Here is a 26,942-nt window from a genome sequence, read left to right on the forward strand (position 1 = left end):
CGTTTTAACTTAACACCGAATGTAAAAACACAGCACCAATAGCTATAGGGCACACAAACTTAGTGTATACAGGCCATACTTTCCAAAATAGTGTGTTATGAACCTCAGGGTTACCTTGCTGTATTGCTTTTAGTAGTGAGCCACGGTACCAAATCCAGCCAACAAAAATACAACACATTAAGCCAAGTAAAGGCTGAGCAACTTTAGTTGTTAGGGTGATCACTAAACCAAATAAGCTTCCTAAGTTACATACTATGGTAATGCTCACTGCGCTTATTAGCGCGCCAATTAGCCATGTAGCCTGCAGGCGGCTCATTGCAAAGCGTTCCACAGTATACGATACCGGCGCCTCTAACATTGAAATAGAGGAGGTAAGTGCGGCTATACTCATTAGGGCAAAAAATGCAAAGCCTATAAATAAACCCACAGAGCCCATACCATCAAACAATGCTGGTAGCACTTGAAACACGAGTGTGTCTTCAGAGAGAAGTTTGCCTGTAGATGAAAAAATTTCTACGCCTTGAGCTTGTGCGACATACATGGCAGGTATAATTAAAAGGCCCGCTACAAACGCGATAAACACATCTATTAAGGTTACATATGCGCCTAGCGTGACTAGGTTTTCTTTTTTACTTATGTAAGAGCCATAAATAATCATCACGCTGGTGCCTAATGACAAAGAGAAAAACGCTTGACCGAGTGCACTTACGAGTAAATTTGCATCAAATATAGATGAAAAATCAGGCACTAAATAGGCTTTAAGCCCTTGCATAGCACCTTCTTGGGTCATAACGTAAGCAATTAGGGCAAATAAAATACCTAAAAGCGCAGGCATCAGACGCTTAGACCATTTTTCTATGCCGTTTTCTACGCCACGACTAATAATAGCCACGGTGAGTATGATAAATACCACTGTAAAAATGATGTTTCGTGTAAGTGACTGCTCACTTAACCACGTTGAAGCTTGGTTTGCACCAGCTAAAGTAGTGATAGGTTCAATTGTTGCGCTGAGCATCCAGCCTGCCACAATGGCATAAAAACTTAAAATAAAGCCCGCACATAAAATTCCGCCAAAACCCACGATAAAAGCAAAGCGCTTTTGCCACGCGTGTGATGTTATTTTTGTTAAAGAAGACACCGCATTAGCTTGTCCGTGGCGGCCAATTATAAGCTCAGCCATAAGTGCGGGGTATGCTAAAAAGAACGCGAGTACCAAATAAGCGACTAAAAAAGCGGCACCACCATTGCTAGCTGTTTGGGTAGGAAAACCCCAAATATTACCTAAACCTACTGCAGAGCCTGCGGCGGCCATTATAAATCCAAAGCGAGAGCTAAACTCACCTCTAACTGCGCTCATATTGTTGTACTTCTCTATTTTTTGACGGCGCTGACAATTTACTGGAATTGCAAATAAATAAAAAGTACTTATTTGCCCAATTGTGACAATAATTATCGTCTGGTGTGTCTATCACGCGATGCATTTAATTAATGTTATCAACAGGTTTAGAATAAGGAGTTGATTTTGTGTAATAAATTTTAGGGCCTGTTTACCTTTCGAGGTTAAATTTGCAGCAGTCTGTTTGGTGTTTAGGCAAGGCAGAGCCTATGTAGTGTGGTTGTTCCCCATAAATAGGCGATAACGACGTATAAATGCCAAACAGGCGCTGCCCTAAGGGTTCTGCCTAGGGGCTATTTACTCTTTGTTACTCGGTTTTTACGTAGCCCACTAGGTTACAAACCTCGCGCCGCGATTAAACAGCCCCTAGATAGAACAAATTATAACCCTAAAAGGCCAACAGGCCCTAATTACAGTTGTGTAAATAATATTTTACGAATCGTGATGCTGGCCAATTTTAAGGGTAAAACACGCCCCTTGAAGCCGCGCACTTTTACTAACGCTTACACTGCCGTGATGCCAATCTGCCACTTTTGCAACAATGGCTAAGCCTAAGCCATAACTTTTATCAGCACGGTTACGGTGGCTTTCTTCTCTAAAAAATGGGCTAAAAACGTTATTAAAGTTCTCTGGTGCGATGCCTGGGCCATCATCTTCAACTGTAATATATAAATAATGCTCATCGCGCTTTGCACTGACATAAATAGTGTCTTTTGCAAAGTCGCAGGCATTGCCAATTAAATTACTAATAGCTCGGGCAAGCCAATGTAAGTCAGCAAAAACCATATCGTCACTACTGTTTAGTTGTATTTTAAGTTGGCTGGTTTCAATTTTAGGCGAAAGCTGTGTAAGTAAATCCTCAAGATAGTGCGATAAATTAGTTTGCGAGTAGGTGAGCTGGTTGGCATTTTGCTCTAGGGTTGCAAAGGCTAAATAGCTTTTAAGCATCGATTCCATATGATCAAGATCGTTTTCCATACGCACAAGGTATTGCTTAACTTTAGGCATGTCTGCGCTGTCGAGCGCTGCATCTAAGCCAAAGCGTAAACATGCGATAGGGGTTCTAATATCGTGCGATAAGCTCGATGCCATTAATTTGTTTTCCGCCACGAGCTTTTCTATCTGGCTAGCCATGCGGTTAAATGTAAGCTCAACATCTCTTATGTAGGTAAAGTGAGAGACCTTTATTCTCGCTTGCACATCTCCTGCGGCAAATTTTTTAGCCGCATCGTTTAATACTGTTAAGCGTTTAGCAAGTGGGGCAATAATAAAGCCCATAAAAATGCAGAGCCCAGCATAAAACAACAAAGTTAAAATAATATCGTTGCGCTGATCTGTTTCAAAGCCTTTGTCTAGGCGCATGGAAAGATGATAAGGCGACAATACTTCGCTACTGTAGAGCATATAAAAACCTTGCTGGTCTTCTAAAATAAGGCCGCTTTGGGTATGCATTTGTAGTATTAAAGACGGTGGCAGGGCAAGGGATTCATTGTTTTTGTAATCAAGCTTTACATTAAAGTCGTTTGCCAATTGCTTTACATAAGCTGCGCGCTCTGAGGTCGCTACACTACTCAAATGTTTACTAAAGCCGTTGATCATTTGGCTTTGTAGGCTAAATTCATCATGCGGTGTTTGAGTTTGTTGGCTAAATGCATCGATTAGCCAGCCCAATACAACAATAGAAAGCAGCGCACTACCGAGTAGTGAAATGTAAAATTTTTTCATTTAAACCGCCACGGTTACTATTCCCACGCAGTGGCAACAAGTAAATAACCACGCCCCCAAATTGTTTTAATTTTTTCTGGGTTTTGCGGGTCATCATGAAACTTTTTGCGCAGCGCAGATATTAGTACATCAACACTTCTATCAAGCCCATCGTATTCACGGCCTTTGGTTGCTTTAAACACAGCATCACGCGAGACTACTTGGCCTGCATTACTGGCTAAATAGTGCAGTAGGAGGTACTCAGCACTAGAAATAGCCATATCTTGATTATTAAGCGTTACACTGCGTGATTGAGTATCAATACTGAGTGCGCCTACAGTAATCACACTCTCGTTAGTGGTTACTTTAGTCGGTTCGCTGGTAAGGCGCAGTGCTGCTTTTATACGGGCCAGTAATGCGCGAGGGCGCACTGGTTTCATGATGTAATCACTCGCACCTACTTCTAAACCAATTACTTCATCCATTTCATCATCGCGGGCGGTTAGCATAATAATGGGCGCGGTGTAAAAGCTACGTAGCTCTCTGCACACACTTATACCGTCTTGGCCTGGCAACATAATGTCGAGCAACACTATGTTAGGGTTTAAGTTTTTTACCTGGCTTATTACTTCATCGCCTCGGTGGCAAACATGGGTGGTATAGCCTTGCTCGGTTAAGTACTCTGCAACCCATTGGGCTAAAGAGGTGTCATCTTCAACTAATAAAATAGTGCCGTAATTATCCATAAAGCTTCCTTAGTGTTAGAGGGTTGCCGTGTGTGGATTGAAACTCGCCCTTAAATAACCCTAAGGGCTGCATAAGTTTGGGATTTGTGCTGCGTTAGAGCCTATTTAGGTGAACGACCACACTTTATAAGCGCTGACTTACTTAATTACCAAACACATTGCTGTAAAATCAATCACGAAATGTCATACCTCTAATTAGAACAAGCGCCAGCGGCGTTTTTTTTGTCTATTTTGATAAACCCACTGCAGTTTAACCTCTGTTGTGGCAATAACTTGGGCTGTATTACTATCAAACAATTCAAAAGAAATACTTTGCTGGGAGTCGAAGGTATATTCAAATACGCCTTGTTGCTGCTTTAACCAGCATTGCATTATATATTTCGATGTTGCGTCTCTTAGGCAGTAATTACCAATAGTTGCTTGCTGCCAGCTAAGGGTTACATCAGCGTAGCAATTGCGGCCTTCACGTAGTGCAACACAGGTGTCGGGCAGCGCAATTAATGGGGCCGTTTTATCTGTTGTTTTAGCAGATGAAATAGCAGGGAAGATCAATAATAAACAGATCCATCTAAAATACATAACGTAGGCCTACCTTGGCTTTATGTTGATACCCTTGAGAAATAATGGGGCTGTCGTCTATTTCTTTTGAAAACCACGTTGTTAACCAGCCAGACAAAAACACCCAATCTTGAGAAATAGGGTACTCAGCATGAAATTCAAACATAATACTGGTACTGCCATTAGGGGTGTAAATAGGGCGATTAGCGGTGGCTTCGTCTGCATCTATACCAAAGTAATAGTTAGTAAAACTGCCCGAATAAGCGCTAATACCCACCCCAGATCTAAACTCCCAATTACGCCATGGCAAAATATGGCTAAAAAAGGTGTTAAACACCCAGCCATTATGTGTACCTGTAATATCATGTAAAAACTCAAACGAAATTTGCGAGTTTTCAAAGCGGCGCGTTAATCTTAGCCCAGCATCAAAATCGTAATTACGCGATTTTATACCCGCAAGCTCTTCTATTACACCGTGGTTGTAAAAACCTAAACCTTTGTCATCAAAGCCAGCCTGAGTATTGGTGCCTAATATATCCAAGCCCCAATCAAATTTATCTATAAGGCTGTAACCCACAACTAAGCCGCCGCTTAACTGGTTATGATCAAAGTCGAGATAAAAGTTTTCGTAGGAAATAGCCAGGCTTAAATCGAGTTCAATGCCATCGTCGTAGGAATCAAGGCCAATTAGGTAAGAGTCTTCTACATAATAACCAGCCCCAGCGCTCCAATCCCACGCAAAACCTTGGGTGGGCTCTAGCGTGTTATCAGCATAGTATCGATTGCTTGCCTGGCTTTGAAAGCTCAAAAAACTGGCGCAAAGCAATACGCTATTAATAAAAGTATGCTGTAAGAAAGCGTTTTTCATCCCTGGGGACCTAATTATTATTTGTTATTAAGCGTATTATATTGGTAAGTGAATCCTTGAATCTGTAAAAAAATGTAGTTTTTTACGTTATTGCACTTTTATTTTGTCAATTAAAATACTGCTTAAGTAATATTGCATCATAGGCGTTAAGGCACTCACCTCTGTACGCGTACATGGGCCTTGTAGTTTAGTTAAGCTGCTTAATTTAGTAATGGTTTTAAAGGGCGGTACAGTTACTTCCTTACCTGCGCGCGCTATACGGGCTTGCTCGGTATTTTGTTGATGTACAAATGTTGCCACTTCTAACTCATTAGTAATTTTTTGCTCTTGGGCAAAGCTAAACAATAAAGGCTCACGGTGGAAGCTTGCGCTGTCTATTGATGATTTTGCAAACCACACCACATCGCCAGAGGCGCGGTGCGTAATGCGCATGCTCACTTGCGCTAGTATGGTGGCGCATTGTTGAGTAGGGTATTGCTGCGCTACTTTGGCAAATAAAGGGTAAGGGTTTTCAGGTTGAGTTAACGCATATTTTGTATCGTCAGTAAATGCTAAATCTAACTGATGAATAGCTAACGTGTAGTCACTGTTTTTGCTATCAGTCACTTCTAAGCCTTTATCGTTCAAGGCTTGTGTTATTTGCTTTAATAGCGTGTCTGTTACGCTTGCTTTATCGGTTGTAATACGCACTGTTTGGCCGCGTGTTACTTTGTGCGCCGGTAACTGTACAGACTTAACTTTTGGCGATGCGTGCTCTGTTTTATACTCAAGCTGGTAAGTTTCGCTCTTTAATGTTGGCTTTAACGGTAAAGCCAAAGGCTCGGCCGGCTGTTTGGTAATTGCACAACCTGCTGATAATAATATAAAAAGTGATACAACTATAAAACGCATAAATACTTAACATCCACTTAAAAAGCCAATAATCGCAACATTGTACGTTAGTCCTATCAAAACTTCATGATATTATGCACATAGATGTAGTTAAAAAAGAATAAATTTGTAACGAATGAAGTATCTCACTAATTTTATGTACGTTTGGGTCGCTATTTGTCTATCTTTACCGCTTCAGGCAATAGCTAAAGCAGACTCAAGCTGGGATGGATTCGTAAAACAGTATGGACGCTACGCAGAAAAAAAACTCAACAGTAAAGGTATTCCTGGCGCTGCGCTTTCGATAGTGAGTATTGGTAACGCTGATTATATCCACACCATGGGCCGCACTAAGGCAAGAAGTGGCACACAGGTTAACCGCCACACCCGCTTTAGGTTGGCTTCTGTGTCAAAAACATTTGCAGGGTCGTTAACTGCAAAGCTTGCAAGTGAAGGGTTAATAGATTTATTTAAACCGGTAAGTGATTATATACCTGCCTTTAAAGGCACGGTTTATAAAGACAATTTAAAAGTGTTTCACTTATTAAGCCACTCCAGCGGGTTGGTCCCTAATGCGTATGACAATTTAATCGAATCAAGAATGAATTACCCCGATATTGTCGAAAAGCTATTAACAGTAAAGCCCATTTGCGAACCAGGCCAATGCTATGGCTATCAAAATGTGATGTTTAGTTTAATTGATGATGTAATTTACAGCAGTACCAATAAAAAATATGACCAGTGGTTGCAAGAGGGGATTTTTACACCATTAAAAATGAGCGATACTAGCTTAGGCTACGATGCAATGGTGCAGGACAAAAATTATGCGCTGCCGCACGTTAGAGGCAAAAAGCGTTGGTACACAGCCAAGCTGAAAAAAAACTATTATAAAGTTGGTCCGGCTGCGGGCGTAAATGCAAGTGCCACCGATATGGCAAAATGGTTAAATGCGCAATTAGGGCAAAACCTAGATGTACTTTCTTTAGATGCACTTGCTACACAAACACGTCCTTATACACTTACAAAAAAAGAGCGTTATAGACGAGTATGGAAAAAGGAATTAGAACAAGCTTATTATGGATTAGGCTGGCGTGTTTATAACTACAACGATGAAACGCTTTATTATCATAGTGGCTGGGTGCAAGGCTATCGCAGTGATTTGGTGGTTATACCGCATTTAAATGTGGGTTTTAGCTTGATTGTTAACGCGGAAACAGGCGTGATAAACGAATTAACTACTGAATTTTTAGACCGTTTATTAAAATACAAACGCACTAAATAAAACAGGCCTAAAATTGCTTAAAAAGCGCCGTGCTTTAAATTTATTGTTTAAAGGTAAAAAGCATAAATAAGCGCATATAATAAAAAAACCAGCTTAATGCTGGTTTTTTTATAAAAAGACTCACTGCACAATTAACTTATGCGCGTGGTAATTGAATCTTTTTTTCTGCACTTTGACGATACAATACAACAGTGTGACCTATTGTTTGTAGCTTAGTAGCGCCGGTTTCACGAACGATTGCATCAAAAATAAGTGCTTTTGTTTCACGATCGTCAGTAGGTACTTTTACTTTAATCAATTCGTGAATTTCTAATGCACTTTGAATTTCGACTACTACGCCCTCGGTTAAACCGTTAGAACCTAGTAAAACTACAGGCTTAAGGCTATGCGCCTGACCTTTTAAAAACTGCTTTTGTTTGTTTGATAATGTCATGTTTATACAAATTTTGCTGAATATGGCTTGAATTAAGGGTATTCTAACGCCATCTAAAGAATATTACTAATTAGTTGCGTGTTAATTTATGACAAATAAAAAACATTCAGCCAGTTCAAAGCGATGGCTGAAAGAACATTTTGATGATCAATATGTTCAGCAAGCGCAAAAAAAAGGCTGGCGTTCTCGAGCTGTTTTCAAATTAGATGAGATCCAAAATAAAGATAAACTGCTTCGCCCTGGTATGACCGTTGTTGATTTAGGTGCTGCACCTGGCAGCTGGTCACAATACTTAGCCGAGAAAGTATCTGATAAAGGTCAGGTTGTTGCGTGTGACATATTACCTATGGACTCACTTGCGGGGGTTGACTTTTTACAAGGCGATTTTCGTGAAGAAGCCGTACTTGATGCATTGTTAAAACGCATTGATGGTAAAAATGTTGATGTGGTACTCTCTGACATGGCACCAAATATGAGCGGTAATAACTCGGTAGATCAAGCGGGTAGCATGTATTTGGTAGAATTAGCACTTGATATGTGTCATCAAGTATTAAAGAAAAATGGTGCATTTGTTGTTAAAGTGTTTCAAGGTGAAGGCTTTGATCAATACTTGCAAGACGTTCGTAATAGTTTTAAAGCAGTGAAAATACGCAAACCTGATGCCTCACGTGCCCGTTCTCGGGAAGTATATATAGTAGCGACCGGCTACAAACTGTAGTACAGTTGCTTGGCGTTTAGTTGAATTTAAATTAATTGGATACAAGAGGTTAACCCCTTGAGCGATATGGCGAAAAATCTAATACTCTGGCTGGTTATTGCAGTTGTGCTAATGTCAGTATTTCAGAGCTTTAATGGCGGCGATCAAGTTGATCGTCAAACAAGTTACACTCAATTTGTAAAAGACGTGCGTAGCGGCTCTTTACAAGAAGTTATTATTGACCGTGGAACGGGTAATATTACAGGTACTAAAAGCAGTGGTGAGCGTTTTCAAACCACAATGCCAATGTACGATGAAGATTTAATTAATGATTTACTTAAAAATGATGTAAATGTGAAAGGCGTTCAGCCTGAAGAACAATCGTTTTTAGCAAGTATTTTTATCTCTTGGTTCCCAATGTTGCTGCTTATAGGGGTATGGATATTCTTCATGCGTCAAATGCAAGGTGGTGGCGGTAAAGGCGCAATGTCGTTTGGTAAAAGCAAAGCGCGCCTGATGAGCGAAGACCAAGTTAAAACAACTTTTGCTGATGTAGCAGGTTGTGATGAAGCAAAAGACGACGTAACAGAGTTAGTAGACTTTTTACGTGACCCTTCTAAGTTCCAAAAACTTGGTGGTAGTATTCCTAAGGGCGTACTAATGGTGGGTCCTCCTGGTACGGGTAAAACATTACTTGCAAAAGCCGTAGCCGGTGAAGCAAAAGTACCGTTTTTCACCATTTCAGGTTCTGACTTTGTTGAAATGTTTGTTGGTGTGGGCGCATCGCGTGTACGTGACATGTTTGAGCAAGCTAAAAAGGCTGCACCCTGTATTATCTTTATAGATGAGATTGATGCTGTAGGTCGTAAGCGTGGCGCTGGCATGGGCGGTGGACACGACGAACGTGAACAAACACTAAACCAAATGCTAGTAGAAATGGATGGTTTTGAAGGTAACGAAGGTATTATCGTTATAGCGGCAACTAACCGCCCTGACGTACTAGACCCTGCATTACTTCGTCCTGGTCGTTTTGACCGTCAAGTAGTGGTTGGTTTGCCTGATATTCGTGGCCGTGAGCAAATTCTTAAAGTACATATGCGTAAAGTGCCATTAGGCGATAACGTAGAAGCGGCAGTTATTGCACGTGGTACGCCTGGTTTCTCTGGTGCTGATTTAGCAAACCTTGTAAACGAAGCCGCACTTTATGCCGCACGTGGTAATAAACGTGTTGTAAGTATGGCTGAATTTGATGCCGCTAAAGATAAAATCATGATGGGTGCAGAGCGCAAGACCATGGTGATGAGTGAGCAAGAGAAAGAAATGACGGCTTACCATGAAGCGGGTCATGCTATTGTTGGCCGTATGGTGCCAGAGCACGATCCAGTTTATAAAGTGTCGATTATTCCACGTGGCCGTGCCCTTGGTGTAACTATGTACTTACCTGAACAGGACCGTGTTAGCCATTCTAAAGAGCTTTTAGAGTCAATGATTTCAAGCCTTTACGGTGGCCGAATTGCTGAAGCACTTATTTATGGCGAAGACAAAGTAACAACGGGTGCGAGTAACGACATTGAGCGTGCAACAGATATTGCACGTAAAATGGTAACGCAGTGGGGCTTGAGTGAAAAACTAGGTCCGTTACTTTACGCTGAAGATCAAAACGAGATGTACATGGGTGGCGGCGGTGGTCGCGCAATGAGCATGTCTGATGAAACAGCTAAAGTAATTGATGCCGAAGTACGCTTATTCTCGGACCGTAATTATCAAAGAGCAGAAGATATATTAAAAGAAAATATTGATATTCTTCATGCGATGAAAGATGCATTAATGAAATATGAAACAATTGATGCTAAACAAATTGATGATTTAATGGCGCGTCAGCCTGTGCGTGAACCACGTGATGCACACGACCGTTTAGACGATAAGCCAACTAAAACAGTCGCACCTCAAGAAAAGCCGGTTGATGAAAGCCAAAAACCGGATGATTCATCGAAAAAAGATGAAACAAACCTTGATGATAAAGCTGAATAATCGTTAAAATAATACTTTAAAAGCCCCGTACTTCGGGGCTTTTTTGTATCAAATAACTAAAAGGTTGGCGATGACTAACATAATAAACCTTCCCCGTGGGCGTAAACTTAATTTAGAAAAACCATGTGTGATGGGTATTTTAAATGTGACCCCAGATTCATTTTCTGATGGTGGAAAGTTTTTAGATACAGCGCACGCGGTGCAACAGGCAATGCAGTTGTTAGACGAGGGTGCAACTATCATTGATATTGGCGGGGAGTCTACACGTCCAGGCGCGCCAGATGTTAATTTAGACGATGAACTTAATCGAGTGATACCTGCAATAAAAGCAATTAGAGCTAAAAGTGACTGCGTAATATCGGTAGATACCAGTAAAGCGCAGGTCATGGAGCAGGCGATTTTAGCAGGTGCTGATATAGTTAACGACGTACGTGCATTACAAGGGCCCCACGCCCTTAGCACACTCGCTAAGTATCCCGATGTAGCAATTTGTTTAATGCATATGCAAGGGCAGCCACGGACAATGCAAAGTGAACCCACTTATACTGACTTGCTAGCGCAAATTAACCTCTTTTTTGAGCAGCGCATAAGCGCATGCGAAACAGCGGGTATTAAGGTGGAGCAACTTATCCTCGACCCAGGTTTTGGCTTTGGCAAAACCCTAGAGCATAATTTTGAAATACTTGCTAAATTTTATGCATTTAATAAATTTGAACTACCGCTTTTAGCAGGTCTTTCACGCAAGTCGATGATAGGTAATTTGCTAAACAGAAAAACAGATGAGCGATTAGCGGGCAGCTTAGCCGGTGCGTTAATTGCCGCGCAAAATGGCGCAAAAATTATTCGTGTACACGATGTAAAAGAAACAGCAGATGTGCTTGGTGTACTCCAAGCTTGCGAAAAAGGAGCTTTATAATGAGCGAAAGAAAATATTTTGGTACCGATGGGGTACGTGGTTTAGTGGGCACAGCTCCAATTAACCCTGAGTTTGCAATGAAATTAGGCTGGGCCGCAGGTCGAGTTTTGTCTCTAAGTGGAACAAAAAAAGTAATTATAGGTAAAGATACCCGTATTTCAGGTTACATGCTAGAAACCGCGCTTGAAGCTGGTTTAATTGCCGCAGGGATAGATGTCGTACTGCTTGGGCCAATGCCAACGCCCGCTGTAGCATATTTGGCGCAAACGTTCAGAGCCGAAGCTGGTATTGTAATTAGTGCATCGCATAACCCTTATTATGATAACGGGATTAAGTTTTTTAATGGCCAAGGCTTAAAACTGGATGACGACGTTGAGCTACAAATTGAAGCGATGCTTGATGAACCAATGACCTGTGTTGCCTCAGATAAACTTGGTAAAGCCTCGCGCTTAGTAAGTGCTGATGGGCGCTATATTGAATTTTGTAAAAGCCAATTTCCACAAGGCTTATCACTTGAAGGTTTAAAAGTTGTACTAGATTGTGCCAATGGCGCAACCTACCATATTGCACCGTCGGTAATGCGTGAGCTAGGCGCTGAGGTGATTACTCATGCATGTGAGCCTAATGGGGTGAATATAAACCATGAATGTGGTGCTACACACGTTGATACGTTAAAGCGCAAAGTGCTAGAGCATAATGCTGATGTGGGTATTGCTTACGATGGTGATGGTGATCGCGTAATGATGGTTGATCACAACGGTCGCGTATTTGACGGTGATGACTTAGTTTACATTATTGCCTGTCAAGCGGCTGAAGATCATATGCTAGGTGGTGGTGTTGTTGGCACGGTTATGTCGAACATGGGGCTTGAAAATGCATTAAAAGCAAAAGGAATTGAATTTGCGCGCAGTAAAGTTGGCGACCGTTATGTAATGGAAATGCTGCAGCAAAAAGGGTGGAGAATTGGCGGTGAGAGCTCAGGCCATGTATTAAATCTTGATTTAATCACCACGGGTGATGGTATCATTTCAAGCCTTCAAGTATTGGCTGCAATGGTGGCTCAAAATCGCACATTACAAGATTTAGGGGCTGGTTTTACAAAGTACCCAATGAAAATGATTAATGTACGTTACGCACCTGGCACAGACCCTACACAAGCACCAGAAGTACAAGATGCGGTTGCGCAAGTAGAGCAAGCTTTAGGCGAAAAAGGCCGTGTTTTACTTCGTAAATCAGGCACTGAACCGGTAGTACGTGTTATGGTTGAAGCCGAACAAGAAAAAATAGTCATAGACAGTGCGCAAAAAATTGCAGCAGTTGTCGAATCTATGAGCAAATAAACTGATTGAGAACAATAACCTCTTGTAACTTAGGGCGAGAAAAGTTAATATCTCGCCCGCTTTCTAATCTGGAGTGGAAAATGGCAATACGTAAGGCAATGGTCGCAGGCAACTGGAAAATGAATGGCTCTTTAGAGCTTGTCACTCAACTGTCTGATGCCATTAACAGTGTTAAATCAAATGAGATAGACATTGTTTTATTTCCTCCATTTCCATTAGTATCCGCACTGGTTGACAGTGGTGTTACCACGGGTACCCAAACGCTAAGTGAAAATACCCCTGGCGCCTTTACCGGTGAAGTGGATGCTCAGCTTATTAAAGATTTAGGTGCTAAGTACGTACTCGTAGGTCATTCAGAGCGACGCAGTATTTACAAAGAAAGCAATGCAACCGTAGCCGCAAAATTTGCCCGTGCGCAGCAAGTGGGACTAACACCTATCTTGTGTATCGGCGAAAGCGAGAGCGAACAAGAAAACGGTCAAACCGAACACGTGGTTGCTGCACAAATTGATGCAGTAATTGAGAAATTAGGTGTAGCAGCACTGAAAGATTCTGTGATAGCATACGAGCCCGTTTGGGCCATAGGCACAGGTAAGACTGCATCGCCAGAACAGGCACAAGCTGTTCATAAATTTATCCGTGACAAAATTGCTTCATTAGATAGCGATTTAGCACAAGGGCTTACCATCTTATATGGTGGTAGCGTTAACGAAAAAAATAGCGAATTATTATTTGCACAACCAGATATAGACGGCGGGCTTATTGGCGGTGCTAGTCTAAAAGCAGATTCGTTCACTGCAATCTGTAACAGTGCAAAAGGGACCGTATAAGATGTACGAAATTTTATTAGTAGTTTATTTAGTTGTTGCTTTAGCTTTAGTTGGTATGGTTTTAATCCAGCAAGGTAAAGGCGCAGACATGGGTTCTTCATTTGGCGCCGGTGCTTCGGGCACAGTTTTTGGCTCATCAGGTGCAGGTAACTTCATGACCAAAACAACAACAAGCTTAGCAACAGTGTTTTTTGTTTTAAGTATTGTGTTAGGTAACTTAACTGCCGGTCAAATTAAAAAGACCGATGAGTGGGAAAACCTTGAAGCTGCACCTGCAGTAGAAACTGTAGCGCCAGCAGAAGAAGACGTACCTGTTACTCAACAGCAGAGCTCTGACGTACCAAACTAATTTAGCGTAAAGCTAACGTTAAACGACTTATACTCCTCAAGTAAGTCAATAAGTTTAACACCTAAGCGAAAGCTTAAAAATTGCGGATGTGGTGGAATTGGTAGACACGCTACCTTGAGGGGGTAGTGCTTTCGGGCGTGGGGGTTCAAGTCCCCCCATCCGCACCAAATTATAAAACCAGTAGCAGCAATGCTACTGGTTTTTTTATGGGAAATTCTCCATTTGCTCGCTTATTAATCGTTCAATCCTTTTTGCGTTTATTAGTTGTTTAAAACTCGCTGTATTTGTAAAAAAAACTAGAAATATTACAAATTTAGTTAACACTTATAGGTAATAAGCCGATAATAGATATAGACAACAAAATAAGGTATACACAATGGCTTCAGGCTTCTCTTTTCAAAACCTCAGCATAAGTAAAAAAATACATGCGATTACCAGCATTGCGGTTGTAGCATTTTTAGCAATCGTTTTGATTAATTACTTTGCAATGAATGACAATAGAATCGCACTTGATGAAATGGAAAAGTCTTCATATCAGGTTGTTAAGTTAACATCAGCAAATGTAAGTCTTTTAGAAAAGCTCGATGAGTTTTATACGCAAGCAGTTACATTTGGTGAGCAGGAGTTAGTAGAGAAAGCAGCAGACACATACAATGCACTAAGCAACAACATAAATGCGGTTGAGCAAATAAACGCTTCGTATATTCATAGTGACACGAAAGTTCAGTTAGCAAATTACGAAAAAATATCAGCCAGTATTGCCAATGGCATGGTAAATGGAACAGCTGACTTCAGTAAAATTCAGCAACAAGCACAAAGAAAAACAGCACTGTATAATGATGTGCTTGAAAAGTTTAAAACCGCTCAAGCAAAAGCGGACGATCGCTTTTTTGAGTTAGTTGCAAGTACTAAAGAGCGTTCTGATCACGCACTAACACTTATGTTGGTGGTATCTATTGTTTCGTTAATTTTACTGCTATTTATGGCTATTTGGATTGCTAAACGTATTGCTGCCTCTGCAAGTGATGCCGCTAATAACCTGAGTCTACTCGCAAACGGTAAAGGGTCGCTGAGCACTAATCTGAGCGTAAATTCAGAGGATGAAATTGGTCAAGTATCAATTAACTTCAACTCCTTCATCGCTTTGCTGAAAAAAACAGTACTTGAAGTAATCGCGGTATGTGAGCCACTAATGGAGAACTCAACTCGCTTAGTGCAAGGTATGGAGCAGGCTGAACGCGCAACCACAAAGCAAACAACAGAGGCTGAGGTGGTTAAACAGTCTATGGAAGAGATGAAGCAAAGCGTGGGTGATATTTCTCAATCGGCGGCAAGTGCATCAAATGCAGCGCAAACAGCAGAAAAAGAGGTAGAACAAAGCAGAACTCAAGTTCAAATGTCAGTCACCGCCTCGCGTACGTTAAGTGATGAAATAAATCAAGCCGCCTCAACTATCAATAAGTTAGCTGATGATACAAAAAATGTGTCTCAAATTCTTAATGTGATTACATCTATTGCTGAGCAAACTAATTTATTAGCACTAAATGCTGCTATCGAAGCGGCCCGTGCAGGTGAGCACGGTAGAGGCTTTGCCGTGGTTGCGGATGAAGTAAGAGAGCTTGCATCACGTACAGCACATTCAACGAATGAAATTCGTGAGTTACTTAGCACCTTGACTGAGGCTGCAAATGAGTCTGTGACGGCGATGACATCAGCGCGAGATATGGCCACAGATAACGCAACAGCAGCAGAGAAAACTGGCGTTTCGATAGAAAAAATTGCAGAGCAAATGCTAGAAATAAATGGCATGAACTCACAAATCGCCGCTGCAACAGAAGAGCAAACATCGGTTGCTGCGATGGTTGTAGAAAATGTGACGAATATGCATGAATCGTTTGAAGACACCATGGACTCACTCGCGGCGGTGAGGGATGTAGCGAAAAACCTACACTACCTTTCAGATAACCTTTTAGATGCCACCGCGAAGTTTAAAATTGAGTAATATTAACTTGCAATAATACTTAAGCATTTTAGAGGCTAAGCCAAGTGCTAGCTGCATTCAAAAAAACGTTATTTAGAGCAACTAAATAATAATTTTTTGCTTAGCTTACTACACACTTTGTCTGCCTCTCAATTGCTTATTTATTTAAGGGTATTAGTATAAAGCCGTAATATTTAGATATAAAAAAACCACCTAATCGGTGGTTTTTTTATATCTAGCTACCGCGCTTAAAACGTAGCAACTACCTTAACTTTATCTGTTGCCTTACTGCTGTCTATGTAACCAATTGAGTCGCCATTACTAGCAACAAAATCAATAACAGCCTGGTCAGAATCAAATTTCTCTGGTGGTGTACCTTTACCGGTAAAAACAAGTTTTGACCAATAGGCATTTAATTGGCTACTTGATTTACCAACTACTTTAGAATTGAATTCATCAGCAACAGCGGTACCATTTTGAGTGGCTGGGTTCACTTTATTACCGTTAGCAAATGACTTTGCTTTTCCTAGGTAAATCTTTTTAATAGTATCGCCATCAAGTGCACTTGCATTGCCAGGGTTTACTATTACCGCAACTTCAGCATAGGCGCTAAACGCACATACCGACAGTACACTGGCTAGGATTAATTTTTTCATATTTCGCTCCAATTAGAATACTAAGTCAACGCCGACAGCTACTACATCAGTGTCAATATCAGTTACGTCATCATCAAAACGACTAAAATCAATTTTAAATGCAGCCGATGGGTGGAAGTCGTATCGTGCACCAATGGTGTATACATTGCTTTGCGCGCGCATACTTTCTAATGCGTAATTTACAGTAGTATTTAATAATGGAATTGACTCAAGCGTATTGAAACGTGATGAATCGTGTTTATCATCATTATTCTCATAAGTTACATGAACAGTTACATCATCGAATCGGTAACCTCCAGATACATAGTATTGTGACTGTTCAGCTAAAATACTGCCTTCTACTTCAAATTGAGTGTACTCAGCATCAAATAAGAAGTTGTCATAATCAACTGAGAAACCAATTCCGAAAAACGTGGTCTCGTCCTCATCAGTTACAAGATCATTGGCAGTATCGGTCAATCCACTCGTGTTTAGAACGTCGATAAGTTGAATTAGGTCGCTGTCATCAGAAGAGATTGAAGTATCAGCAACAATGTATGCGGCTCTCGCACTAAACCAGTCGTAAGAAACACTCCAGTTAACACCACCTAAGTTATTTAACTCAGCAGGTAAGCTATCTCCAAATACATCAATATCACCGTCGAAAGCGCCGTAAAAGCCTTGTAATGTAGAATCCCAGTCACCTAATTGGCTGTTGTATACTACGCTAAGTCCTTCATAAGTAGAAAAAGGAATACCGTATACAGATCTCGGTGGGCGAACCCAGCGATAAGCATAGCCAACGTCTAAAAAGTCAGAGTACTTGTAAAAAGGGACACGCATTTTACCAGCGCTTAATTGCAGTTCATCGCTGTATTCATAGGTAACATAGGCCCATTCGAATGTTGCGTCAAAGTCATCCTCTCCACGCGCAATAATTTGCGCTGTAGCTGTTAGCTTTTCTTGAAGGTCAGCAGAGAGTTGTAAGGCGAACTTACTCTCATTTTTAAATGAGATATCGTCATCATATCCGTATAAAGTTTGATCACTGTCTAGACTTTTGCCACCTACTATAGATGCAAAGCCATTTATGCGAACTTCAGCACTCGTGTAACTAGATGCAAGTGCGGCACATATTGCTACTGCTACAGATAGCTTTTTCATATGTATTTCCTATTTGTTATTTAGATGTTGATTTCATGGGGATTATAGAAGTGATTTTAGTTTTTATCTAATAATTTTAGGAAGTTAGTTAAAAAAACCTTACCGACCGTGTTTTTCTTTTGGTTACAAATGTTAAATCATAGAAACAATTATCTAAAGCAGTATGATTTCATTAGATATTTTTTTATTTAGGTACTAAATGATGATTAAAGAGTGGAATACTATTTTATTAATATAAGCTTATTGCGCATATAAAAGCCTAAAAGCCTAAAAGCATTTGTCGTTATGCTACATCTTTAAGCTTAATTATTTACTTTATTAAGATTGGCTTGACACCACAACAAGGCCTGCTGCTTGTTTTTAACAGAAATTTTTTGATAAATTTTGTGCAAATGCACACGAACTGTTGCTTCGCTAATAAATAAGTTGTCTGCAATGGCGCTGGAGTGTAGCCCTGAGAATAACAAGTTTAACACTTTTATTTCTTTGCTAGTTAAGTTGCTTGATTGTACCGCTGACTGCTTCTCAGTGGCTAGCATTTGCTTCATCCAACAATCAGAAATATCTCGTGGAAACCAGAGCTTCCCCTTTTCAATTGCCTCAAGGCCTTTTTGAAAATATTTTTCATCGGTATTTTCGTAAAATAACCCTTTTAGATTAGGCCACTCTTTTAAAGAAAGTGCATTGCAATTTTTAGGGACATCAAAAATAACTAACCCTTGTTGCTTATTCTGCGCCATAAATTGCGTAATTAAATCATGGGTAGTAATTATGTTAAGTGCTTGGTAGTTAACCAGTAAAATATTGTATTTCGCAGCTACGCAAAATAGCGAGGTGTAATCAGGGTTATTAAAACATTTAAGACTTTTATTACTAGTATTGTCTGATTCCATAACGATTCAATCCATAAGGTTGATAATTATACTATATTGTTATTTATTGACGATTTCAATGAAGTTTAAAGCCGTTATTTGAAGCAACTATTACTATAAAGAAAATTAGTTCATCTATATCTATTACACTGTTTTGCTATGTATTTGAATAGGTTGCTTAAAAGTGAGGCCTTATAGCCTGCCTTAATTATTTATAATGTAAGTAATATTATCCAACAATAATCAAAAATTATAATTAATTTGTACCTGTATGTTTATTAAATGAAAATTTTTATACATTTCTTCACAAATATGTAATATAATGCCCTTCCAGAGGAAAGATGCTATTAGGCGTCTTTTTTTATGCCCAAAACTTATTGCCCAAGCCAATAAGTTCGCATAACTAAATTATACGGTATCCTTTGGAGAATATTTTGAAACTACGCAAACTCTCACAGTTAAGCCTCGCAGTTGTCGCTGCACTAACTACCTCAGTAAATGCTGAAGAAGCTAAAACAACAGCAAAACAAGACGCGTTTGAAAAAATCGAAGTTACAGCTCGTAAACGTACAGAGAGCTTGTTTGAATCTCCAACCGCTATCACATCAATTGGTGCTAACCTAATTGATAAAGCCAATATGAGTAACCTAGAAGATATTGGTAAATACGTTCCAAACTTAAATATCACTCGCTACGGTGTAGGTAATGCGGCGCATGCCTCTGTGTTTATTCGTGGTATTGGTCTACAAGATCACATAATTACAACCGATCCGGGTGTAGGTGTTTATTTAGATGGTGTTTACTTAGGCCGTCAAATGGGGTCAAACTTATCGTTACCAAATGTAGAGCGTGTTGAAGTTCTACGTGGACCACAAGGTACATTATATGGTCGTAATACCTTAGGTGGCGCAGTAAATGTAATTACTAAGCAACCAGGTGATGAAGGGATTGTTTCAACTACAGCTAAAATTGGTAGCCGCGGACGTATTGCTGGCGATGTATACTTTAATAACTCGCTAACAGATGAAGTGAGTATGTCTGCAAGTGCATCATACAAAACGCGCGATGGTGTGGGTGAAGCTGTCAATTTAGCTAATCCAGAAAAAGAAATTGGTGAAGAAGAAGAATTTAGCGGTCGCGTAGCCCTTAAATGGCAGGCCAATAGCGATTTAGCGTTTACTTTTTCACTTGACGGTGTTGATAACGAGTCGGGTCAATCGCCTTACACTATTGAGTTAACTGAGCCGCTTGATGCAAATGATGTATTTAATGGTGACTTTCCTTTATTAACACAGGATATGATCCCATCTGACCCTGATGATTTAGGCACTACCGTTGCTGGTATTGAATCTACGTCTTACTCAGGGTGGGGTACGTCATTTACTGCTGATTGGGCAATTGATGATACGTACACGGCTAAATTTATTTCAAGTTACCGTACTTCTGAATACGAAGGTGGACTTGATGATGATGCGTCACCTCTTAACTTATCTGAGTTCCCAGAAGAGGGTGGTGCAGACCAATACTCGTTTGAAATTCAACTAAATGCGACTTACGACAATATGGACTTTGTATCAGGCCTTTACTTCTTTAATGAAGATGGCTTTACACGTTCAGGTCCATTTGTATTTAGCCCATTCAATACACCTAATGGCTTATTAAACGATGGTGTTACACCTTCATTTGGTGGCTATGGCGATTTTGAAATTAACCAAGAAACAAACTCATATGCTGTATATTTTAATACAAGTTACGATTTAACAGATGATTTAAGTATTGGTGGTGGCCTTCGTTACTCAAAAGATGAGAAAGATGCCGATGCGATTTTCCCAACATTTGCTGAACGTAAATACGTAAGTGCAGAGTTTGACGCTGTAACATGGGATGTAAACGCATCATATCAAATCAGCAATAACATGAATGTATATGGTCAAATTCAAAAAGGGTACCAAACAGGCGGTTTCCCTCCACGTCCATTTGGCGGCCCCGATCAGTTTGTATCGTTTGATGAAACTAAAGCAATTAACTACGAAATGGGCTTAAAAGGTCAGGTACATGAAAATGTATCTATGATGTTGGCTGTATTTGTAACAGATTACACTGACCTTGCTTTACCATTTTCTGACCCTACTGCAGGCGGTGGTTTTGTAACGATTGTTGAAAATGCAGGTGAATCTAAAGCGCAAGGTATTGAGCTTGAAACTACCGTTGCCATTACAGACGATTTCACAATTCGCAGCTCTGTAGGTTACTTAGATTCTGAAATTACAGAAGTAGATGCAGGCGTACAAGGTATTGGTAAAGGTGATTCACCAGCATTAACACCACGTTGGACTGTAATGATTGCCCCTTCTTACTTTATGGATTTAGACAGCGGTGCAACCGTCGCATTTAACGCTAACTACTCTTTCAGAAGCGAAATGCAAGGCCAGTCGGTTTACAATGAAAGCGAGACTATTGATTCGCGTGAATTAGTTGGTTTTAATATTTCTTACACTAACCCTTATGGCGATATGGAAGTAACCTTATACGGTGAAAACGTATTAAATGAGGTTTACGATGTAGGTCGTTTACAACAGTCAGGTTTTGTTGGTGTAATGCGCAGTAATGACCGTAGCGAGTTTGGTTTAAAATTCAAAAAAGACTTTGAGCTTTAATAACCCGCAATGAGTTAATTAAAAGGTAAGCTTAGGCTTACCTTTTTTTCCACCTGTAAAAAGCAAAACTTAGATCAATAGTGAATCCCTTTTTTAAAAGCGCTATACAAGCGTGTAGTGCAATTGCTATTGATCTATTCAGTGTGGTGCGATGGCTAACCGCTAAGTATTAAAAAGTGCCACTGCCACCAACAAAACCTATTTTTAGGCAATAAAAAAGCCCTCAGAGAGGGCTTTTAAACAATCAACATAGGTTTAAATAAAAACCTCTGCCATTCTTATTTGTTAGATTCATTGTATTCACGCGTTAGTCTTGCGTGCTCACTTAAATCTGTCAGGCCAAGCTTTTCGTAGCTTTTTTCCATCATCTCAAGTGCAGGCTCTAAATAGCTGCTTTGCGAGTAATGCTCAACAACGTACTTACCACGATTAGCGGCCGCTAGGTAAGCTTCACGTTCGTAGTAGTAATTAGCCACTTTTAGCTCGTAACGCGCCATGCGGTTTAAAAGCCACACTAAGCGACGTTTAGCCTCTGGTGCGTAATCACTCTTTGGAAAGCGTTTTACAAGCGTTGATAAATCGGTAAATGCAACACGTGTACGGTTTGCATCGCGGTCAGCTCTGTCTATGCCAAAATACTCTTGGAAGGCATTTTTATCTGCTTTAATGTTAACCAAGCCACGCATGTAGTACATGTAATCTAAATCTTTGTGGTTTGGGTTTAAACGAATAAAGCGGTCAATGGTCGCTAATGCTTGCTCTGTATTACCTGATTGGTAATGGGCATACACTAAATCCATTTGTACTTGCTTTGAGAAAGGGCCAAATGGGTAGCGTGAATCAATAGCGGTTAACAGCTCAATTGCACGGGCGTATAAACCTGAGTCGAGCGTTTGTTTTGCATCTTCATACAAAGCGTGTGCAGATTTGTTAGGAACGCGTTGGATATCTTCTTGGTCAGGCGCAGAAGAACAGGCCCCTAAAGTAAGTACAGAAGCTGAAAAAACAATGGCGAATGCACGTTTCCCTATTTTATTTATCATTTTATTTGTTACCTTCGATGTCTTCGGCTAGGCCACGGCGGTAAAACCGAGTAAACTATGCGTATTATATTATGCTTTTATTAAAAGCGATTCTAACCCAGTCAGGCACAGCTTGCACTGGTAAATTGGGTAAAGTTACTAATGTCAGAACAAATTTCACTTCAAGCCGAGGTTCCTACCGAGTTAGGTGGTAAACGTCTAGACCAAGTATTAGCGCAATTGTTCCCTGATTATTCACGTTCACGTATAAAAACATGGATATTGGATGATAAAATCACCGTTGACGGTGAAATCTATAACACACCACGAGAAAAACTACTCGGTGGTGAAGTTGTAAATGTTGAAACCAGCATTGAAGCACCACGCGAATACGAAGCACAAGATATCAAATTAAACATTGTTTATGAAGATGATGATATTTTGGTTATCAACAAACCTATGGGCCTAGTCGTTCACCCAGGTGCAGGTAACCCAGATGGCACAGTGCTAAATGCATTGCTGCATCATTTTCCGGATATTATTAACGTACCGCGTGCAGGTATTGTGCACCGTCTAGATAAAGACACCACAGGCTTAATGGTGGTGGCTAAAACTATTCAGGCGCAAACACATTTAGTTAAAGCACTGCAAAAACGCGAAAACTTTACGCGTGAATACGAAGCTTTATGTAATGGTACTATGACCGCAGGTGGCATGGTTGAAAAGCCGATTGGCCGTCATCCAACGCAGCGTACACACATGGCAGTTCACGAAATGGGTAAGCCTGCTATTACACATTACCGTGTTGCTGAAAAATTCCGTGCTCATACACGTTTACGCCTTCGCCTAGAAACCGGCCGTACACACCAAATTCGTGTTCATATGGCGTATATAAACCACCCGTTAATTGGTGATAGAGCCTACGGCGGGCGTCCTCGTCCACCTAAAGGTGCTACGCCAGAGCTGTTTGAAATGTTACGTACATTTAATCGCCAAGCCTTACACGCAGTAAAATTGAGTATTGCGCACCCTATTACGGGCGAGATGATGACCTGGCAAGCGCCTATTCCAGATGACATGGTGGCAATGACTCAGGTGCTTAGAGAAGATACCAAAGCTAACCCTAACATAGAGTATTAATGGCTTTTTTGTCAGCACCTTGGCCTAATTTAACCTCGGTAGGTACGCTCAGTACCACACGAGAAGGCGGCGTGTCAAAGCCGCCTTTTAATAGCTTAAATTTAGGCCTACATGTTGATGATGATCCAGAGCATGTGCTAAAAAACCGTGCTTTGGTTGAGCAATCCCTGCCAAACCCGCCACTGTGGCTTAATCAAGTGCATAGTGGCGATGTGCTCTGCGTTGATGCAGATTTTAATTTTCAAACATTACACAGTGCTGATGCGTTGTATACAAAAGTTAAAAATCAGCCTCTTGCTATTATGAGTGCAGATTGCCTGCCTATTCTGTTTGCAAGTCATGATGGCCATGAAGTTGCAGCAGTGCATGGTGGTTGGCGCGGCCTTGAAAAAGGGATCATAAAAAATACGCTTGCCTGTTTTAGCGCGCCTAGTAAGCAAATATATGCGTGGCTTGGGCCTGCTATTGGTGCTGAGCAATTTGAAGTGGGCGCCGAGGTTGCTACGCGATTTATTGCAAAATCCTCGTTGTTTAAAGAGGCGTTTAAATTACAAAGCAATAATAAATACTTGTGCGATATTTACCTAATCGCTCGCATTGAGCTTGAGCAATTCGGCGTTATTAATATTAGCGGAGGCGATTATTGTACTGTTTCTCAGCCATCATTGTTTTTCTCTTATCGGCGAGAAGGTAAAACAGGACGTATGGCAAGTTTGATCTGGCGCAAATAAAACACTATTTCCCCACAATATTCTTCTTAACACCTTGAACAATTCTATTAACATACCCATTTATTAAGTAATTAGTTTATTAAATAGGTAAACCCTCATGCGTTTAGATAGATTCACAAGTAAATTTCAATCTGCGCTTTCAGATGCTCAGTCGCTAGCATTAGGGCGCGATCATCAATTTATTGAACCCGTACATTTAATGTATGCGCTTTTACAGCAAAATGGCTCTAGCGTGCGCGCCTTGCTTGCACAAGCAGGCGTGAGTGCGGATGAGCTCAACACCAAGCTTTCTCAAGAAATAGAAAAGCTGTTTAAAGTTGAAGGAGTAGGGGGCGACGTACAGCTTTCTAATAACATGGCTTCGCTTATTAACTTATGTGATAAGTACGCGCAAAAACGTAAAGATAAGTATATTTCGAGCGAATTATTTGTATTAGCGGCCTGTGACGACAAAGGCCCTTTAGGTGATATTTTTAGAGCGCTTAATATCACTGCAACTAAAATAGAAAGTGCTATAAAAGCAATTCGCGGTGGCCAAAAGGTCGATGACCCTAACGCCGAAGAAACCCGACAAGCACTTGAAAAATACACCATTGATTTAACCGAGCGCGCAGAGCAAGGTAAGCTCGACCCCGTTATTGGGCGAGATGACGAAATCCGTCGCACGATTCAAGTTTTGCAGCGCCGTACTAAAAATAACCCCGTGCTTATTGGTGAGCCAGGGGTAGGTAAAACGGCCATTGCAGAGGGGTTAGCGCAGCGCATTATAAATGGCGAAGTGCCAGAGGGCCTAAAAAGTAAGCGTGTTTTATCGCTAGATTTAGGCGCGCTGGTGGCGGGTGCTAAATACCGTGGTGAATTTGAAGAGCGTTTAAAATCGGTGCTCAACGAGCTGGCTAAAGAAGAAGGCCAAGTGATTTTATTTATTGATGAAATTCACACTATGGTGGGCGCAGGTAAAACCGATGGCGCTATGGATGCTGGCAATATGTTAAAGCCAGCGCTTGCTAGAGGGGAGCTACACTGTGTGGGCGCCACTACGCTTGATGAATACCGCCAATACATAGAAAAAGATGCCGCACTTGAGCGTCGTTTTCAAAAAGTATTGGTTGAAGAGCCCTCAGTTGAAGACACCATTGCCATTTTACGCGGCTTAAAAGAGCGCTACGAGTTACATCACTCGGTGGATATTACTGACCCGGCAATTGTCGCCGCTGCGCATTTATCGCACCGTTATATTAGTGACCGACAATTACCAGATAAAGCCATTGATTTAATTGACGAGGCTGGCTCTTCAATTCGTTTGCAAATAGATTCTAAGCCTGAGTCTTTAGATAAGCTTGAGCGCCGTATTATTCAATTAAAACTTGAAGATAACGCTTTAGCTAAAGAAAAAGACGATGCAAGCCAAAAGCGGCGCAGCGAAATGCAGCAGCTCATCACCGACTTAGAAGCGCAATACCGAGAGCTTGATGAAGTATGGAATGCAGAAAAAGCCTCGTTACAAGGCACGCAAGTAATTAAAGCTGAGCTTGAACAAGCGCGCCTTGATTTAGAGGTTGCCCGCCGAGCGAGCGATTTACAGCGTATGTCGGAGCTGCAATACGGAAGAATTCCAGAGCTTGAGCGAAAACTTGATTTAGCCTCGCAAGCTGAAATGCAAGAAATGAGCTTACTAAAAAACCAAGTAGGCGAAGACGAAATTGCAGAAATACTTTCTCGTTGGACCGGGATCCCAGTATCGCGAATGCTGCAAGGTGAGCGAGAAAAACTGTTAAAAATGGAAGAGCAACTTCACAGTAAAGTGATAGGGCAGGACGAAGCAGTTGTTGCGGTCGCGAATGCGATACGACGCTCTCGTGCGGGGCTTGCCGATCCTAATCGACCAATAGGGTCATTTTTATTTTTAGGACCCACTGGGGTGGGTAAAACAGAGCTTACTAAAGCGCTTGCAGGTTTTATGTTTGATACAGAAGATGCCATGGTGCGTATCGACATGTCAGAGTTTATGGAAAAACACGCTGTAGCACGTTTAGTGGGTGCGCCTCCCGGTTATGTTGGTTACGAAGAAGGCGGCTATTTAACCGAAGCCGTTCGCCGTAAGCCTTATTCTGTAATTTTGCTTGATGAAATAGAAAAAGCGCATCCCGATGTATTTAATATTTTATTGCAAGTACTCGATGATGGCCGCCTTACTGATGGGCAAGGGCGTACGGTTGATTTTAAAAATACGGTTATTATTATGACCTCAAATTTAGGCTCAGATATTATTCAAGAGCAAGCGGGCACGAACGACTACGCAACGCTTAAGAGCAAAGTTATGAATGTGCTCGTTAATGAATTTAGGCCAGAATTTATAAACCGTATTGATGAAACTGTCGTATTTCATCCACTTGCCAATGAGCATATTAAAGAAATTGCCGATATTCAGCTTGTTAAATTGCGCGAGCGTTTAACAGAAATGGGCTACTTATTAGAGATCAGTGATGCGGCGCTTGAAAAAATAGCCTCTAGCGGGTTCGACCCTGTTTACGGTGCTCGGCCATTAAAACGAGCTATTCAGCAAACAATCGAAAACCCACTGGCTCAGCAGCTATTAGGGGGAGAGTACAACCCTGGCGATATTGTCGTGATAGATGCAAACGAGCAGGGCCTGATTTTTTCAAAACGCTAATCTAGACGCACAATAAGCCGCCAAGCAGGCGGCTTATTGCATTGCT

The 26,942-nt window shown here is 41.0% G+C and carries 23 protein-coding genes and 1 tRNA gene; 13 read left to right on the forward strand and 11 right to left on the reverse strand.

What is annotated here, in order from left to right:
- Nucleotides 1–4: 4 nt before the first annotated feature.
- The 6 genes from OIZ54_RS11530 to OIZ54_RS11555 all read right to left on the reverse strand — a co-directional run bounded on the left by OIZ54_RS11530 (nt 5) and on the right by OIZ54_RS11555 (nt 6,163).
- A complete protein-coding gene (locus OIZ54_RS11530) occupies nt 5–1,357 on the reverse strand; it encodes a sodium-dependent transporter (RefSeq protein ID WP_248531131.1) in 1,353 nt (450 codons plus the stop codon).
- 471 nt (nt 1,358–1,828) lie between these two features.
- Nucleotides 1,829–3,121, reverse strand: a complete 1,293-nt coding sequence (locus OIZ54_RS11535; protein WP_055253011.1) for a sensor histidine kinase — start codon at nt 3,119–3,121, stop codon at nt 1,829–1,831.
- Between the two features lie 17 nt (nt 3,122–3,138).
- Nucleotides 3,139–3,846: a response regulator transcription factor gene (locus OIZ54_RS11540; protein WP_054982162.1), complete on the reverse strand. Its 708-nt coding sequence runs from the start codon at nt 3,844–3,846 to the stop codon at nt 3,139–3,141.
- 195 nt (nt 3,847–4,041) lie between these two features.
- Nucleotides 4,042–4,425 carry a DUF3019 domain-containing protein gene (locus tag OIZ54_RS11545; protein ID WP_248531130.1) on the reverse strand — a complete coding sequence of 128 codons (384 nt, stop codon included), beginning with the start codon at nt 4,423–4,425 and terminating at the stop codon, nt 4,042–4,044.
- Complete coding sequence (locus OIZ54_RS11550) at nt 4,415–5,272, reverse strand: MipA/OmpV family protein (protein WP_004587349.1); 858 nt, start codon at nt 5,270–5,272, stop codon at nt 4,415–4,417. The genes OIZ54_RS11545 and OIZ54_RS11550 overlap by 11 nt, the downstream gene beginning before the upstream one ends.
- A gap of 87 nt (nt 5,273–5,359) precedes the next feature.
- On the reverse strand, nt 5,360–6,163 hold the full coding sequence (locus OIZ54_RS11555; RefSeq protein WP_029773447.1) for a hypothetical protein: 804 nt from the start codon (nt 6,161–6,163) through the stop codon (nt 5,360–5,362).
- 136 nt (nt 6,164–6,299) lie between these two features.
- Here OIZ54_RS11555 and OIZ54_RS11560 point away from each other — a divergent pair, with 136 nt between their 5' ends.
- Nucleotides 6,300–7,424: a serine hydrolase domain-containing protein gene (locus tag OIZ54_RS11560; protein WP_374274993.1), complete on the forward strand. Its 1,125-nt coding sequence runs from the start codon at nt 6,300–6,302 to the stop codon at nt 7,422–7,424.
- A gap of 136 nt (nt 7,425–7,560) precedes the next feature.
- Here the strand turns inward: OIZ54_RS11560 and yhbY are convergent, their stop codons facing one another.
- On the reverse strand, nt 7,561–7,857 hold the full coding sequence (yhbY, locus tag OIZ54_RS11565; protein WP_004587346.1) for a ribosome assembly RNA-binding protein YhbY: 297 nt from the start codon (nt 7,855–7,857) through the stop codon (nt 7,561–7,563).
- Between the two features lie 88 nt (nt 7,858–7,945).
- Between yhbY and rlmE the strand changes: the two genes are divergently transcribed.
- The 8 genes from rlmE (at nt 7,946) to OIZ54_RS11605 (ending at nt 16,022) form a co-directional block, all read left to right on the forward strand.
- Entirely contained in the window at nt 7,946–8,575 is a 630-nt protein-coding gene (gene rlmE / locus OIZ54_RS11570) for a 23S rRNA (uridine(2552)-2'-O)-methyltransferase RlmE (protein WP_004587345.1), read from the forward strand.
- Between the two features lie 66 nt (nt 8,576–8,641).
- Nucleotides 8,642–10,585 (forward strand): ATP-dependent zinc metalloprotease FtsH, encoded by a 1,944-nt coding sequence (gene ftsH / locus OIZ54_RS11575; RefSeq protein ID WP_004587344.1) that lies wholly within the window; start codon nt 8,642–8,644, stop codon nt 10,583–10,585.
- A gap of 70 nt (nt 10,586–10,655) precedes the next feature.
- Nucleotides 10,656–11,501 (forward strand): dihydropteroate synthase, encoded by an 846-nt coding sequence (gene folP, locus OIZ54_RS11580; protein WP_264390440.1) that lies wholly within the window; start codon nt 10,656–10,658, stop codon nt 11,499–11,501.
- On the forward strand, nt 11,501–12,841 hold the full coding sequence (glmM, locus tag OIZ54_RS11585) for a phosphoglucosamine mutase (protein ID WP_264390441.1): 1,341 nt from the start codon (nt 11,501–11,503) through the stop codon (nt 12,839–12,841). The genes folP and glmM overlap by 1 nt, the downstream gene beginning before the upstream one ends.
- Before the next feature lie 80 nt (nt 12,842–12,921).
- On the forward strand, nt 12,922–13,671 hold the full coding sequence (tpiA, locus tag OIZ54_RS11590; protein WP_055253015.1) for a triose-phosphate isomerase: 750 nt from the start codon (nt 12,922–12,924) through the stop codon (nt 13,669–13,671).
- A gap of 1 nt (nt 13,672) precedes the next feature.
- Nucleotides 13,673–14,020 (forward strand): preprotein translocase subunit SecG, encoded by a 348-nt coding sequence (gene secG, locus OIZ54_RS11595; protein WP_004587340.1) that lies wholly within the window; start codon nt 13,673–13,675, stop codon nt 14,018–14,020.
- 82 nt (nt 14,021–14,102) lie between these two features.
- A tRNA-Leu gene (locus OIZ54_RS11600) sits at nt 14,103–14,187 on the forward strand.
- 209 nt (nt 14,188–14,396) lie between these two features.
- Nucleotides 14,397–16,022: a methyl-accepting chemotaxis protein gene (locus OIZ54_RS11605; protein ID WP_154944761.1), complete on the forward strand. Its 1,626-nt coding sequence runs from the start codon at nt 14,397–14,399 to the stop codon at nt 16,020–16,022.
- 227 nt (nt 16,023–16,249) lie between these two features.
- Here the strand turns inward: OIZ54_RS11605 and OIZ54_RS11610 are convergent, their stop codons facing one another.
- From OIZ54_RS11610 to OIZ54_RS11620, 3 genes are all read right to left on the reverse strand, one after another.
- Nucleotides 16,250–16,657: a phosphate ABC transporter substrate-binding protein gene (locus tag OIZ54_RS11610; protein ID WP_096042052.1), complete on the reverse strand. Its 408-nt coding sequence runs from the start codon at nt 16,655–16,657 to the stop codon at nt 16,250–16,252.
- Between the two features lie 12 nt (nt 16,658–16,669).
- Nucleotides 16,670–17,800 carry a porin gene (locus OIZ54_RS11615; protein ID WP_096739942.1) on the reverse strand — a complete coding sequence of 377 codons (1,131 nt, stop codon included), beginning with the start codon at nt 17,798–17,800 and terminating at the stop codon, nt 16,670–16,672.
- 302 nt (nt 17,801–18,102) lie between these two features.
- On the reverse strand, nt 18,103–18,693 hold the full coding sequence (locus OIZ54_RS11620; RefSeq protein WP_096739941.1) for a LuxR C-terminal-related transcriptional regulator: 591 nt from the start codon (nt 18,691–18,693) through the stop codon (nt 18,103–18,105).
- A gap of 413 nt (nt 18,694–19,106) precedes the next feature.
- Between OIZ54_RS11620 and OIZ54_RS11625 the strand changes: the two genes are divergently transcribed.
- The gene (locus tag OIZ54_RS11625; RefSeq protein WP_264390442.1) at nt 19,107–21,329 is read left to right on the forward strand and encodes a TonB-dependent receptor; all 2,223 of its coding nucleotides are present in this window, start codon (nt 19,107–19,109) and stop codon (nt 21,327–21,329) included.
- 278 nt (nt 21,330–21,607) lie between these two features.
- Here the strand turns inward: OIZ54_RS11625 and OIZ54_RS11630 are convergent, their stop codons facing one another.
- Nucleotides 21,608–22,372, reverse strand: coding sequence for an outer membrane protein assembly factor BamD (locus OIZ54_RS11630; protein WP_024031852.1), 765 nt, complete (start codon nt 22,370–22,372; stop codon nt 21,608–21,610).
- A gap of 141 nt (nt 22,373–22,513) precedes the next feature.
- Between OIZ54_RS11630 and rluD the strand changes: the two genes are divergently transcribed.
- The 3 genes from rluD to clpB all read left to right on the forward strand — a co-directional run bounded on the left by rluD (nt 22,514) and on the right by clpB (nt 26,896).
- A complete protein-coding gene (gene rluD / locus OIZ54_RS11635) occupies nt 22,514–23,491 on the forward strand; it encodes a 23S rRNA pseudouridine(1911/1915/1917) synthase RluD (protein ID WP_004587336.1) in 978 nt (325 codons plus the stop codon).
- Nucleotides 23,491–24,222: a peptidoglycan editing factor PgeF gene (gene pgeF, locus OIZ54_RS11640; RefSeq protein WP_264390443.1), complete on the forward strand. Its 732-nt coding sequence runs from the start codon at nt 23,491–23,493 to the stop codon at nt 24,220–24,222. The genes rluD and pgeF overlap by 1 nt, the downstream gene beginning before the upstream one ends.
- A gap of 97 nt (nt 24,223–24,319) precedes the next feature.
- Nucleotides 24,320–26,896, forward strand: coding sequence for an ATP-dependent chaperone ClpB (gene clpB / locus OIZ54_RS11645; RefSeq protein WP_004587334.1), 2,577 nt, complete (start codon nt 24,320–24,322; stop codon nt 26,894–26,896).
- Nucleotides 26,897–26,942: the final 46 nt, after the last annotated feature.

It is taken from the genome of Pseudoalteromonas sp. A3 (assembly GCF_025942345.1).
Classification (GTDB): Bacteria; Pseudomonadota; Gammaproteobacteria; order Enterobacterales; family Alteromonadaceae; genus Pseudoalteromonas; species Pseudoalteromonas atlantica.